Source organism: Paenibacillus hebaui, assembly GCF_051934385.1.
GTDB lineage: Bacteria > Bacillota > Bacilli > Paenibacillales > Paenibacillaceae > Paenibacillus.
This window is the reverse complement of sequence record NZ_CP196836.1, coordinates 2,199,784-2,213,990: the sequence shown is the minus strand read 5'-3', so window position 1 is coordinate 2,213,990 and position 14,207 is coordinate 2,199,784. Positions and strand designations below refer to the sequence as shown.

The following is a 14,207-nucleotide window of genomic DNA, read 5'->3' as shown; positions in this document are numbered from 1 at the left end:
GACCAGCCATGAATTTATTTTGAGCGAACGGAGATGGTGTCATAGCTTTATGCACTGGAAACCGAAGATGTGTGGATTCATCCCCCAGACTACCTTGGGTGGAACCAGCTTCACAGTATTCCCCTGTATCCGGAAGCTCCTTTTTTTGTATAAAAGGATTTTGGACGTAGTCTGGGCCGCGCTTCTGGCATCCGTTTTGAAGATAATATGGATTGCCTGAAGCAGATTCGTGATTCATACCATTTCGTACCATGCGGTACAAAAGTGTCAGTTCACTGCTGTAAAAGGTTACGTAATCGGGATTCCGAATCCAGCTTCGGACAGCTGTTGCAATAACCGTGTGCATGACTGCCGCTCCCTACTTGATAAGCCAAACAACAATATCGGCGAATCAAGAGCGGTGGTCCCTGCCATTTGGAATGCTCAAAGCTTTTCAGTTTGAGGGCAAAAGAATTATCTTGTTGCAGCTCCAGCCATACGCTTTGATCTTCTTGAATCTGCGCAAGTCGTAGATCCGTCTTCCATATTTTTCGATCATTGATCATACGTACGTACAATTGTTGCACATTATGTGCAACCAGAGTCCACATGACCTTTGGGCTCGCCCCCGTAGCCACGGCTACCGATTGAAAAATACGTTGCAGATGTAACTGCAATCGGTCCCTGAGTATACTGATCTCTGACCTGCGCTGGACAGGATTTTCACTTCCGGGCAGAAGGGCGCTCTCCAACTGGGTCTCATACCGCATACCGCCCGATCCGTTCAATTCAAATCGTAAAGCATCGTCAGCAATGCTAAGTGGAGTGTCGTATAGACTCGCAGCGGAGATCACGGCCATAACCAATACGGAATAACGTTTAGCAAAAAGTGTACCCACGGCCACACTTTCTTTGCCCCCCAGTTGAAGCCCTTGCTGTAAAGCCTGTTCGCGCAAGATTGAATCCCGTTTCTCTTCATCTAGCAGATCCTTCACACGGAAAGGATACTTGGGATCATCGCAAGTTGCTCTGATCGTCGTCACAAAAAGATGTTGTAATGCTTCCGACATCTCTGAATGGTCATGCCTTTGATAACGTTCCATCTATTGAATCATAGCTTCAACTTCGTTAATAATCTCGCTTCGCCCGATGGCTCCCCAGCCCTTAAACAGCCAGAACGAGTCTGTCTCGTAGACCTGATCTGCACCAACAGCCGGCACTGCCTTCCAGAGTGAGCTTGCATTGATGCTGTTTATATAATCCTCGGCATTTGGATCAACTTCCAGTACCACGAAATCGGCATCAATATCCGCGATCTTCTCCATGGACAGGTCCTCACGTTTTTCGGCAGGTGTCACAGCAGTAGGTACGAATCCAAGATCATGATACAAGAGTGTGTTGGTTGGATGACCTTTTACCGCATAAATTTGCAAGTTTTTCTCTCTTACACGCAGATAAGCCAGTTTTTTCTGATCCAGTTGTTCGACCTTCGCTTTTAATTGCTCCGCCTGTTGTTCTACCTCGGCAATCTTTTCTTTCGCGAGATCAACCTTATTGTACATCCCGGCAATGGTCAACAAATCCTGAGTCCAATAGGTTGTGTCATCCTCGTAATCCAACCATTCGTTACCAAGTACAATGGTTGGAGCAATTTTCTCCAACTGCTCATACGTATTCTCAGCAGTTCGACTCTCAATTACAATGACATCCGGAGCAATCTGAAGAATAGCCTCCAGGTTTGGACTATCAGCAGACCCTACCGTTGGAACCCCTGCAAGCTGATTTGCGAGATAAGGCAAGTACTCTCCTCCGTAACGTACTTCTACATTAACACCTGCAGGTTTCTCACCAATCGTCAGCATATGGTCAATGTAAGCGGCAGATAATACAACCATGCGCTCTATCTTTTTCGGTACAACCGCTGTTCCCTTAAGATGCTCAATCGTTTGTGTACCACTCTCTTCCACAGGTGTATCCTGTTTCTGAGGCGTTACTTCCGCTGTCTTGCCACATGCCGCCAGAACGAGCACAAGCAGGGTCAACAGTATCATAGATGCTACTCTCTGTCTTACCATTTGTATTAAATCCCCTCTGCTATTTAATAATAATAATCATTATCATTATAGTAGGGAAAAGCGAACAGGCTTACCATGGATTATTTCACTCTCTTCACTTGCACAATATCACCATACGTTAATACCAAGTTGCTTTGCTACATATCGCATGGACCATATACGTCCTGTCGGACCCAGCGTTTTGAAGAAAATATCACCTGCATCATAGACACGGCCTTCTTGAACAGCCTTCAAGACCAACCATTCCTTGGATTGTTGCAACTTCCGAAGGTGATCAGCTGCCGCTTCTGTTGGGTCAACCATCACGAAGATGTGATCGGCCTCGTATAACTGCAAATCGCCAACTCTCGTCTCCACAGCCCACTGCTCTTCCGGAAAATGACGGGGCAAATGAAATCCCAGATCATCATACAACAATGCCCCTGTTTGGTTATTTGAACCATACATTCGGTAAAACTCGGAGGATACACGGATGAACATGGCACTCTGCTTCCCCCATCTCGATTGAATCCGTTCTTGAAGAAGCTGACTTAGATCCGCATGTTGTTCAATCCACTGTGCAGCTAGTTCGGTGCGACCCAGAATGTCCGCCATGTACAGCAGTCTTTCCCCCAAATGGTTTGTGTGCTCCAACATGGCAGTGGGCGCGATATGGTGCAGGGATTCATTCGGCTCCAAACGATTACTTGTAATGATCAGGTCTGGTTGGACTCGCCTCAATCTGTCATAGTTCTGATTGAAGCTATCCAGGATAAGTCCCTGATGACTGTGCGCTTGAAGCGCAGGTACAGCAACATGGTGAGCCACTCTCTGACCATAGGACAATGCGGACACGGGCTTCATACCGAGCGTTATCACATAATCGTCCAACCCATAATACAATGTGGCGATGCGGCTGACTTTATTTTTCATATATAAGGTTGGAGCAATTCCTTCGTTTTTCTTAAAAACCCTGCTGAAATAGTGCTCGTCCCTATAACCTACTTCCTCTGCAATTTCCTTGATTTTATCTGAAGAAAATAATAGCTGTTTGGCCTTTGCCATGCGTTGTTTTAGTATATATTCGATCGGGGTCAACTTTAATTGCCGTTTGAATGTTCTTATAAAATGATTCACACTAAGTCCTGCCATTCGGGCCATCTGATCGATTCGAATCTCTTTCATATAGTGATGCGTCATATATTCAAGTGCCAGATCCATACCTGCTTCAGGCGGAGCTGCTTGTTTCACATGAATCATCAACTGAATTAACAACTGATGCAAGAGATGTTTCCTGCGTGTATTCCCCAGCTCCTTAGAAGAGTATTTCCCATTAGCTAGCGTATCCATCATCTCATGAATATCACGTGCATTGGGAGAAACATTTAGCTTGCCTGTAACAGGAAAATGAAACACCTCGGTATGCCAGGCATTCCGACTCCGGGTAAGACCCACACAGGAAAATAAAATGATCTGATATCGGACAGGTGCCTCTATATACGTCTGAAACTCCACATGCATTCCTGGCTTCAACAAAAACCACTCGTCCTGAGACACCGTGTGTACAACGTCATCAATAGTCAGAGCTCCCTTTCCAGCGATAACCCTGCATATAGCGTACCTCTTCCAAATCCTGCGCTGGACTAGCCCCGGAGTGCTGGAGTAATCGCGGACGTGAACAGCAGAGAAAAAAAGTTGCTCCAGTCGTTTTATCCAATCATTTTCTTCCATGCCGACTTCCCTTCCCTCCCTGTACATTTCCCTTTATTATAGATGAGTTGATAATTATTCTCAATAACATGACCAATCGATATGAAGCTCTCCTGACGAACAACCTACAGTGACTAAAATGCTTCATAATCGGGATAATAGAGGTACATTATTCTTTTCTCCTCAACCTGTTGCAAAAAAATAAAAGTCATGATATATTAATTGAGCCATCAATGATTGAGGCATCAAATATTGATACATCAATGATCGTGAGCAGCCAAAGTAATCATTAGGCAATGGCATTGTATACTGGCAATTTTAATTATTTGTTAACATACGCCGTTGTTCATGATTCAGATTCACCCGGGAGGTCTAGTCATGACACGTATGGTTTCCAAAGAAGAGCAGATCATCAATCTGCTGAACGTGCTGGGCAACAAAATCAGTCCCAAGTTCGAACGCTGCACCGGTATCAGTTCTTCACGGTTTGAAATTCTGCATGAGCTGGATCAGGTGGATGAGATTAACCAGTCTATGCTGCAGAAGATCATTAATATTGACGGTGCCGCCATTACCCGCCATCTGAAGCAGCTTGAGGCGGATCTGATGGTCACAAGACGCAAAAACCCCGAAGATAATCGGGTAACTTTTGTTCGTCTGACGGACCACGGTCGGAAGCAGATTGAAGGCTATAAAGTCGAGAAAACTAATTTTATCAATCAGATTTTACAGGATTTCAGTGAAGACGAGGTTCAAGCTCTCGCTGATTTCTTGGAACGTATGCAAAACAATTTCTAACCACATATAGAGGAGAGATTTATCCATGAATACAGTTCAAAACCAATTCCAAAAAACTAATGATTTTAACGAAATTGCTTATGGTCGCCGTTCCGTCAAGCTTTACGATCCTGAAGTAAAAATCAGCCGTGAAGAAATGACAGAAATTCTGGCAGAAGCTTCACGTGCACCTTCTTCCGTTAATATGCAACCTTGGCGTTTTCTCGTTGTAGATACAGCAGAAGGCAAAGAAAAGCTCGCTCCTCTTGCCAAATTCAATCAAAATCAAGTGTTGACTTCCGCAGCTGTCATTGGTGTATTTATCGACATGAATAATGCTGAGTATCTGGAAGAGATCTTCAGTAAATCTGTAGAGCATGGTTTTATGCCGCAAGAAGTTAAGGATCAACAAGTTCAATTTGTTAAACCTTATTATGAGAACATTCCAACTTCCGCTCTTCGTGACGTCAACCTGATTGACGCAGGTCTGGCTTCCATGCAATTGATGCTTGCTGCACGTGCTCATGGTTATGACACTAACCCGATCGGTGGTTACGAAAAAGATCAAATCGCTGAAACATTCGGTATGGACAAAGAACGTTATCAACCGGTTATGTTGATCTCGATCGGTAAATCGGCCAAAGAAGGTCACCCTTCCTATCGTCTGCCAGTCGATACAATCACAACTTGGGCATAATATCAGGGACCGTTTCCCTATAAGCTACGAATATATTTTAGAACAAGCGTATATTCCAAACACATCCCAAACACACTATGGAGGTTGAATCGTATGATTATCATTCACGCACATCTGCAGGTTAAACCGGATCAGGAGCAAGCTTTCCTGGCAGCAGCCAAAGATTTGGTGTCGGCAACTCGCAACGAAGAAGGTAACCTCATGTACGATCTTGTCAAAAGCACAGAGCACGAGCAGCACTATACGATGATCGAGTTGTGGAAGGACGAGGCTGCTAACGCTGCCCACAACACAAGCCCACATTTTCAGGCTTTCGCACAGCAGGCACCTGCATTCATGGCTGGCCCAATGAACCTTGAAGTATTTGCTGGAGAAGCAGTTAAGGCTTAATACACTTAAGATTAGAACTTATACTACAGTTGGCATGGGAGCTGCTTTGCTGGCGTGATAAGAAGCCGCCCTTGGTCATTTTGGCCAGTGAGCGGCTTTTTCTTGTATGGAAGATACAGAAGCGAGTACACTTTAATCGTTATGGTCAACGGTGATAACCACATTGCCCTTTTTGCGTCCAGTTTCCACATAACGATAAGCTTCGGAAATTTGCTCTAAAGGATAGCGTCTATCGATAACCGCTTGGATCTCCCCAGCTTCCATCAGTTCTTTGAGGAGTATCAAATCCTCTGCAGTAACCTTTGCAATACCTTGCCCATCAACAGTTACATATGTGCCGTTTTGCGTTAATATTTTGCTGCATTGGGCTTTTGAGACTTTGCCTACAGCATCCATAATCAGATCATATCGCTGACTTTTTTTCGAGAAATCTTCCTTCGTATAATCAATGACATGCTCAGCTCCAAGTGAACTCACCAACTCCATATTTGCTGAACTGCATACCCCGGTAACCTCTGCTCCATAATATTTGGCAAGCTGGACGGCAGCAGTTCCCACCGCCCCGGAGGCTCCATAAATCAACACTTTTTGTCCACTTTTGATCTTTCCTTTTCGCAGGAAATGTAAGGCCGTGGTTCCACCAAAAGGAATGACTGCGGCCTCCTCATATGTTGCATTGAGCGGTTTCAGAGCTACTGGATCGTCTTCAGACAGACATATATACTGAGCATGGGCGCCAAAACGCATTCCGTTTAATGCAAATACCTGATCCCCTTGATTAAAGCGTTTCACACTCTTGCCCGTAGCTACAACTTCTCCCGCGAGTTCCACACCCAGAACTGAATTTCGAGGTTTACGGATTCCCAAAAATAGACGCATGGGTATCCAGTACAAGATTGGGCTATTAAAACTGCGAACTCTGCAGTCCCCAGAAGTTACCGTAGTCGCATGAATTTTAATTAGGATTTCACGGTCCTTAAGCGTTGGCTTGGCTACGTCTCTCAGTTGCAATACATCGGGTGACCCATACTTCGTACATACTATGGCTCTCATACATTTCCCCCACATCTCAATATGCAATCAGTATATCGGGAAAATGAGTTCCGAATACAGATACTAAAGTATGGTCTTCATGATCTACCTCGGAACAATACTTCACATTACCAAGGCTATCCATTTTACAAAAGACTCCACTCTCGTGCTCTTGCCACCGCTTCGGTACGGCGCTTCACCTGCAATTTATCAAAAATAATCCGGTTATGCCCTTTCACAGTCGGAAGTGCGATATGAAGCAACTCACTAATTTCACGATTTGATCGCCCCTGGGCAATTAGCCGCAATACTTCCAGTTCCCTCCCACTCAGAGGATCAATCCGCAACTCAGGAACTCGAGAATACACCTCATCCTTTTTCTGATCCGAATAGGATTTCATCGCCAATTCCTGCGTTTCAAATGCTGTAAGCAATTGACGCCGATAAACCCGTGAGTTTCTGTTTGGCGTCATTTCCCTCAGTAGATCGTGTACAATGACACCTTCATCTACAAAAACTCGGATCATGCCCGCTGGCTCCGCAATCATCATTGCTTCTTCCAATAAATCCATAGCCTTCGTTTTCATCCCCTGTGCCTGGAGTATCGCAGCCATCAAAATGTTTGCCTTGAGCTGTTCATCCTTAAAGCCTTTCATTTCTGCCAGTTGAAGGGAAGATTCCATCATGCCAAGCGCCTCCGAGGTGTTTCCCTGCGCCAGAAGTACCCTGGCCTGACTGAAAAGATGATTTCTCTCCCGTGATAATCGGGCCGCTTCCATCAGATGCCCTTGACGAAGTAATACAAGTACGTATGCAGCAGTAATATCAGGCATCTGTTTCACAAAATTTTGCTGCTGAGCCATATCGTTGGCTTTACTCAACATAGCAGAGGCACCGTTTACATCCGCCTGTGCAAGCGCTAACCTGGCAAGCAATACCTCACTTGCAACGACTCTGTCCGTTTGGGCAAATTGCTGTGCCAGATGTAAGCTCTGTTGACCATGCAACATAGCAGCATCAAGGTTATTCCACTCATAATTCACTCGGGCTAAGCCCAGATGTGCTTCGCAAGCAATCGGCAATGGCGGCTTACCTGCCATATGAAGTACCCGCTGATAATATTCAGTCGCCAGAGGCAGATTGTTGTCAGCTTCCTGTAAGTTCCCCAACCCAAGCGTCGCCATCATCGTGATGATGTGATGCCCAATTTTTGTACTGTTAGACAATGATTCCAGATAGGATAAGTTTGCTTCTGCACGCTTTCCCTGAAGCTGGTACGCATAACCCAAGGTCCAGGCTGTAGCTGAACGGACGGGCAGATTGTCAGGATGCAGATACTTCAGTGCAAGGAGCGACTCCTTAATAATGGTATCTGCTTCGTGCTTACTGACTGCCAGCGTGGCCCGAATGGAAGCCATATGACCAATGAGATCTGGGTCTATTTGATCTTTTTCCCTGTTTTGTAGCGCTTGTTCAGCAGCCTGCAACTTCGGTTCAACGTCTGCCATATGACCTGACATTAATAATGCAGAGACGTACATAACCCAGAGTGAGGGCCTTTCATTCATTTCTTCTATTGAGATGGAATCTAACCAATGAAGCGCTGGAACAACTGCCCCACGAAAAAGAAGTGGCATTCCGTTACCTTCCATCAGATATGTAGCGCGGTTGATATCCCCTGCTGCTACAGCATGATGAAAAGCCTCAAGCTCCAGTTGATTATCCTCATACCAGATGCTGGCTCGTTGGTGTATTTCAGCAATAATGATATCGCTCTCCGTCGCCCCAGCGAGTTCAGGATTCTGTTGTACTTTTTTTCGTAACAAATCTGCAAAAAGATGATGATACCGGTACCAGCGTCTCTCATTGTCCAGAGGGATAACAAACAGATTGGATTGCTCAAGCCATTCCAGCATTTGCTGTCCGGAAAAATCAACAAGCTCATGTTCCTTTTGCTTACCCATATCAAGCAGAACATCGCATAATGAGCCGCATAATCGATCCAGAATGGAAGTTCGCAGCAAAAAATTTTGCACACGTCCAGATTGCCTTTGTAATACTTCTTCCACTAGATAGTCCAGCACCAAATGGTCCTTGCCGCTAAAAGAGTCAATAAAACGACTTGGGTCAGAAGAACCCTGCATAGATAGGGCAGCTAATTGCAGTCCTGCTACCCAGCCCTCTGTACGTGCTTCAAGCAAAGCAGCATGCTTCTCTGAAAGTTCCAATGCCATGACCCGGTCTAAGAATTCAATGGCTTCAATAGTGCTAAAACGTAAATCACTGCCTCGTATTTCAATCAAATCACCCTTTACACGCAGACGAGCCAAAGGCAGCTTTGGCTGCTGACGTGTAGTCAAGACAAGATGCATATGAGGCGGCATGTGCTCCAACAGATAGGCAAGGACATGATTTATCGCTTCTGTATTGATGAGATGAAAATCGTCAAGCACAAGTACAAAATGATCGGATATATTAGAAACCTCATTAAGGAGATATGTAATTAGGGTTTCGACTGGCGGCGGCTCGGGTGATTGAATTAAACCCATTATAGCCTCCCCAAGTTTAGGGGAAATCGTCTGTAAAGAAGCACAGAGGTATGTCAAAAAACGGGCGGGATCGTTGTCTGCTTCTTCCAGCGAGAGCCATGCAGTTGGCTGGGAAGAGGCCGTGATCCATTGATTGACTAGCGTCGTTTTGCCCGAACCCGCAGGAGCAGACACTAGGATCAGTTTGGCATGCATCCCCTCGTTCAAACGGTTATTTAGTCGAGGACGATCTACCACTTTGGCACGGAGAGTTGGAATGTATAATTTGGTGGATAAGATAGGTGCAAACATGCTCAAACCCTCCATTCAAGTATCATGAACTACATCCATTCTTTTCTGTATTTATGGAACGTTCCGGGATCTGGCAAGACGAAAACCGAGATCATCAATGCCAAACGTAGGGTGACTGCGGCGACGGCACGTCGCTCCACAACCTCTAGCCTCTTCTGCCCAGCTGCCACCGCGGAACACTCTGTAGGTACCGTACACATCTTCATCGTATAGATCCCAGCACCACTCCCATACATTCCCGAGCATATCGTAAAGTCCCCACGCGTTGGGTTCCTTTTGGTCAACTTCATGGACGTAACCGTCCGAGTTCTCTTCATACCAAGCAATCTCATCAAGTTCACCGTAACGATAACCCGTTGTTCCTGCTTTACACGCATATTGCCATTCTGCTTCTGTAGGAAGACGGTAGCCATCTGCTCCTGCGTTAATGACGATACACTCGCTATCCTCACTGATGGAGTAATATTCGCTCAGACCCGATTGCCGGGATAACAAATTACAAAAGAGAATTGCCTCATGCCATGAGACATTTGTAACCGGAGTTTGAAGCTGGTCGTTAGGTCCAGGAGTCTTTTGCAAAATCGAAAAGTACAACTCGTTCGTGACCGGAACTGGTGCAAGCCATAACGAATCTATCTCTACCGTCCATGTGGTCTTGACTCGATCGTCCCTTAATTCAATGCGACCTGCGGGTATTTCCAGCATTGGATAATTAGCAAAGTTACGCTGTGTATTGAACAATGTTCTTCCTCCCTTACATTTTCTATAAACACTGCACGATTGGTGAATGCTGATACAGGTTAACGTCGCACCTATGACATCTGCTCTCCGTGTTGGTGCCATTCCTGGTTTTGGCATCTATACTAACATAAAAATCAAAAAAACACGCCATTAAAGGCATGTTTTTTACTATTCAACATCAGTTCAGTTTTTTTAATTTAAGGCGGCAGTAAAAAAATCACTTAACCTTTGCACTACGCGCTGGAGGAATACTCTGCGGATTGTTGAACACATTTTTTGGATCATATTTGGCTTTGACTCTGCGCAATCTGGCGTAGTTGGCTCCATAATAGACCGGCCCAGAATTCTCAATGCCTTGGTCTGGAACGTTGATATAGGAACCGACAATGTATGGTTGTAACTTCTTACGTGTATTACGAACGATTGCGATATTTTGGGCGGCATGAGACTTCTTAGTCCACGAGCTGTTCCATTCCACATAAAACTTCGCGTTACGCCAGAAAAACGCTGTGGATGTAGGTGATTTGCGACTTACCGCTCCACCCCAGTTGAGGAAAAAGAAACCGGCTGGCCCCTCTTCCACGTTCTCCAAAAATTCACGCATAGACTTAATGGCTTTGTCTGGAAACGGGCGCTTGCCGAAACCGGAGGAGAACTGGTTGCTGTACCTTTGCGTAAGTACGGGATCAGGAGGCAATAGGAATTTAACCGCTTCTGTATAGGGTACGGATCGAATGATGCTGTTTGTAGGGGTTCCCACACTTGTAAGTGGCTTTAACAGACGGAGAGCCTCCGTTTTGGAGCCGAGGAATAGCCCCTCCATGCTGACATTTCCGCCCTTTTTCGGCCCTATAGACAATTCGCTACCTAGTCTGGTATCGACGGATGGAGCCCACCTTTGCCAAGCTTTGAGCACCTTTTCGAATTGAGCCCATGGCCAGGTGATACGGTACACGGTAGCCTTGGCTGGCGCCCGACGCACTTTGAATTTGTACCGAGTGTAGACCCCGAAGTTGCCCCCTCCTCCTCCACGCGAAGCCCAGAAGAGATCAGCATTGCAATTTTTGCTCGCACGAATGACTTTTCCGTTCGCATCCACCATCTCCAGCTCAAGCAAGTTATCACTGATGAGGCCAATGGTACGCTGGAGCGGACCAATCCCTCCACCTAAGGTAATACCACCGATGCCTACCGTAGGACTGTCTCCAAAAGGAGCTATGAATCCTTGCTTCGCAAGGGTATTAGCTATTCTCCCAACTCGGTTTCCTGTTCCCACGACAACTGTTCCATTTTTTTTGTCCAGCTTGATTGTATTCAGATCACTAACATCAATCACAATACCGCCGTTAACCTGTGAAAGATTGACTTCAAGTGCGTGTCTTCCACTACGCGGTCGAATAGGTACGTTATTCTCACGAGCCCATTTGATGGCATTCGAGACATCTTTCGTTTTTTTGGCAAAAACAAAGACTTTAGGATATTTGTCGGTATGGGGGTCCCAGTTTTTACGCGCCGCTTCATATCCCGGATCTCCTTTATAGATAACCCGTCCTGTAAGCTTTGTTGGTGATTTCACACTTCCCACTCCCTATTGAACAATTGTTCTTCAGCATTTCAACGCAAGGCACTTTATACTGTATGAAGGACATTCGCGGAGGGAATGGGCTGATGACCTTTTTATTATAAATGATACACATCGTTGCGGACTTTCGTCTAAAGCAAACCAAATGCAAAAAAAGAGCTGTCTCGAAAGTAATTTCCCCTCGCTCCAAGCGCTAACGAACCTACCGCATCTTAAAAGGCGGATTCTTAAGAAATGCAACGGTAACGAACCTCAGTAACGTCATTCCTTCACAAAACAGCGTCGAAACCTAAAAATCGACCAAAATGGACGAAATAAAGACTCTGGGATTCGTTAAACCTCCTACCTGTGCAAATGGGAGCGAATAGCGTGGGCTCGATTCATTAGAATAAAATAACACTACTAGGGGGTACCACGTTATACTCATGACTTATGAGACATCCCCTCTTTCAGTATGAGCTCGATAATTAACTCAGATAAAAGAAAAAATATCGATTCCCTCTCCCTTCATATTAAAAAGGAATTTGCCTTCAGGCTAATGAATAGCCTAAGGGAAAATTCCTTTGGTGTGGGATAACTCATTCAACGTTCACAGATCGTAGCAAATTTAATCATTGGCCGAATCAATTTGGATGAGCTTGCGCGGTTCTTGTTCTTTTTCACCATACCAGACCAAAACATCGGCGAACACATCCAAAATGCGAATAAAGCGTTCCTTGTCGGTCTCTGAAATGTTGTCAGCATATTTAAAAAGTTCATCAAAGCAAAGCTGGCGAACAAATTCAGTGTACTTGGCGTACACCTCGCGTCCTTTGTCTGAAGGTTTGACATAGATGTCTTTGCGATTGCCGCTCAAATGATATTTCTCTAGCAAGCCTTTTTCCTTCAGGTTCTTCACGTTTTTGGAGAACGTACTCCGGCTAACTCCAAGACGTGCTGCCATTTCCGACATTTTCTCTTCTTTGTCCTCAGCTTCCAGAATATATTCCAGTGTCTGAATCTGCGAAGCAGAGAACATCACGTCTGTACCATAGCTTCGCTGTAGCTTATAGGTGTTTGAGTATGCATTCCCATATTTAATGATCTTTTCAATAAGTGTTCGATGGTTGCCCATCCATTCTAATTTCATGGTAGTCCCTTTCGTCTTCAAATTCTCTCTCTATTCCAATCTTCTGAAATCAGATATGTTTTTCAATCCAAGTAATCGCTTCTTCAATGACCTCGTCACGACTTGGTTCGTTAAATATCTCATGAATGAGATGGGCATAGATTTTCAACGTTTTATCGGTCGAAGCAATATCTCCATAAAAATCACGAGAATCCTGCTCGCTGACCAGTCCGTCATTAGCTCCATGCAGAACAAGTACCGGATCAACAAATTGCTTCGCATGTTCTTTGAGCCAGGCTACTCCATCCCCCAAGCTATTGAACAAATCTACAGAAATCTGTTTTTCTACAAGCGGGTCATTTGCGTAAGCGGATACAACTTTCGGATCACTGCATACGCCGCTGCCAAGCTCATTCGGAAAATACGTGCCCAGAGGAAGATCCATCGGCAGTTCTCCAGCAACCTTCGTATTGTAACGGGTAAGTGCTCCTGATAGAACAATGCCTTTCACTTTGCCTGGATATTTGGTTCCGAACGAAGAAGTTGCAAAACCTCCCATACTATGCCCGATGACAAAAAGAGGTGTATCACCACTCTCTTGTAATGCCCTTTCGACAATGACATTAACATCGTCAATGATTTGATGAAAGTCACTATAGAACGTGCGCTGCCCTTCGGATCTAGCATGACCCCGATGATCGAACCGATACACGTTAAACCCGCGCTGGTTCAGCTTCTCTGTCAAATAATCATAGCGTCCTGCATGCTCAGCCAGTCCGTGTACAATAACTACCGCTGCCTTCGCGTTATCCACTGTATTCTTGCTGAAATAAAGCTGCGTACCATCAAAGGATTTGATCGTTGTTTCGGTTTTAGCCATCTTTATCCCGTCCTTTTTGTGGTGTCCAAGCTTAAGCTCCGAGAGATCATTTCCTTCAAGCCCTACCATGGACATGTTTAGTATGATGTTCATTAAAAACAATATTGTTTCTTAGAGAAACAATATATCATCAGATATGTGCTATTGTCTATAAAATTTTAGAGCGCTTTCAGATTATTTTTAGTATCACATTTTATCTAGAGACGAATTGTCAAGCCAAGTGCGACACTTCCTCTGAAAAGAATTCGTAAGCGGTTCTCCACTCCAGAGAAATCCGTACCTTTCGGGAAGGACTCTCGAAGCAACCCGTTCGAATTCCACGTTGCCAGGAGGAATACGGATCAGCACGATAAATATCCAGGCAATGTAATATTTCCGTCATATACTTAAATCCTTTACTGAGAACATTCGTGTGAC

Annotated in this window: 12 protein-coding genes and 1 pseudogene; 3 read left to right on the top strand and 10 right to left on the bottom strand. The window is 45.0% G+C overall.

Annotated elements, in window-relative coordinates:
* Positions 1-272: 272 nt before the first annotated feature.
* From ACR32F_RS10155 to ACR32F_RS10145, 3 genes are all read right to left on the bottom strand, one after another.
* Positions 273-1,082 carry a hypothetical protein gene (locus ACR32F_RS10155; RefSeq protein ID WP_440118551.1) on the bottom strand — a complete coding sequence of 270 codons (810 nt, stop codon included), beginning with the start codon at positions 1,080-1,082 and terminating at the stop codon, positions 273-275.
* Positions 1,083-2,054 (bottom strand): ABC transporter substrate-binding protein, encoded by a 972-nt coding sequence (locus ACR32F_RS10150; RefSeq protein ID WP_440118549.1) that lies wholly within the window; start codon positions 2,052-2,054, stop codon positions 1,083-1,085.
* Positions 2,055-2,162: 108 nt separating this feature from the next.
* On the bottom strand, positions 2,163-3,764 hold the full coding sequence (locus tag ACR32F_RS10145; protein WP_440118547.1) for a helix-turn-helix domain-containing protein: 1,602 nt from the start codon (positions 3,762-3,764) through the stop codon (positions 2,163-2,165).
* Between the two features lie 357 nt (positions 3,765-4,121).
* Between ACR32F_RS10145 and ACR32F_RS10140 the strand changes: the two genes are divergently transcribed.
* The 3 genes from ACR32F_RS10140 to ACR32F_RS10130 all read left to right on the top strand — a co-directional run bounded on the left by ACR32F_RS10140 (position 4,122) and on the right by ACR32F_RS10130 (position 5,607).
* A complete protein-coding gene (locus tag ACR32F_RS10140) occupies positions 4,122-4,541 on the top strand; it encodes a MarR family winged helix-turn-helix transcriptional regulator (protein WP_440118545.1) in 420 nt (139 codons plus the stop codon).
* A gap of 25 nt (positions 4,542-4,566) precedes the next feature.
* Complete coding sequence (locus ACR32F_RS10135) at positions 4,567-5,217, top strand: nitroreductase family protein (protein ID WP_440118543.1); 651 nt, start codon at positions 4,567-4,569, stop codon at positions 5,215-5,217.
* Between the two features lie 93 nt (positions 5,218-5,310).
* Positions 5,311-5,607, top strand: a complete 297-nt coding sequence (locus ACR32F_RS10130; RefSeq protein ID WP_440118541.1) for a putative quinol monooxygenase — start codon at positions 5,311-5,313, stop codon at positions 5,605-5,607.
* Positions 5,608-5,739: 132 nt separating this feature from the next.
* On the opposite strand, the gene ACR32F_RS10125 is transcribed toward ACR32F_RS10130, so the two are convergent.
* From ACR32F_RS10125 to ACR32F_RS10095, 7 genes and pseudogenes are all read right to left on the bottom strand, one after another.
* The gene (locus ACR32F_RS10125) at positions 5,740-6,660 is read right to left on the bottom strand and encodes an NAD(P)-dependent alcohol dehydrogenase (RefSeq protein ID WP_440118539.1); all 921 of its coding nucleotides are present in this window, start codon (positions 6,658-6,660) and stop codon (positions 5,740-5,742) included.
* Between the two features lie 125 nt (positions 6,661-6,785).
* Positions 6,786-9,479, bottom strand: a complete 2,694-nt coding sequence (locus ACR32F_RS10120; RefSeq protein ID WP_440118537.1) for a LuxR C-terminal-related transcriptional regulator — start codon at positions 9,477-9,479, stop codon at positions 6,786-6,788.
* Positions 9,480-9,530: 51 nt separating this feature from the next.
* The gene (locus ACR32F_RS10115) at positions 9,531-10,184 is read right to left on the bottom strand and encodes a formylglycine-generating enzyme family protein (RefSeq protein WP_440119760.1); all 654 of its coding nucleotides are present in this window, start codon (positions 10,182-10,184) and stop codon (positions 9,531-9,533) included.
* Positions 10,185-10,437: 253 nt separating this feature from the next.
* Positions 10,438-11,796 (bottom strand): FAD-binding oxidoreductase, encoded by a 1,359-nt coding sequence (locus tag ACR32F_RS10110; protein ID WP_440118535.1) that lies wholly within the window; start codon positions 11,794-11,796, stop codon positions 10,438-10,440.
* A 613-nt stretch (positions 11,797-12,409) separates the two neighbouring features.
* Positions 12,410-12,931 (bottom strand): MarR family winged helix-turn-helix transcriptional regulator, encoded by a 522-nt coding sequence (locus ACR32F_RS10105; RefSeq protein ID WP_440118533.1) that lies wholly within the window; start codon positions 12,929-12,931, stop codon positions 12,410-12,412.
* Positions 12,932-12,980: 49 nt separating this feature from the next.
* Positions 12,981-13,790, bottom strand: coding sequence for a lysophospholipase (locus tag ACR32F_RS10100; RefSeq protein ID WP_440118531.1), 810 nt, complete (start codon positions 13,788-13,790; stop codon positions 12,981-12,983).
* A 211-nt stretch (positions 13,791-14,001) separates the two neighbouring features.
* Positions 14,002-14,151, bottom strand: a pseudogene (locus ACR32F_RS10095) (IS30 family transposase); the annotation flags it as partial.
* Positions 14,152-14,207: the final 56 nt, after the last annotated feature.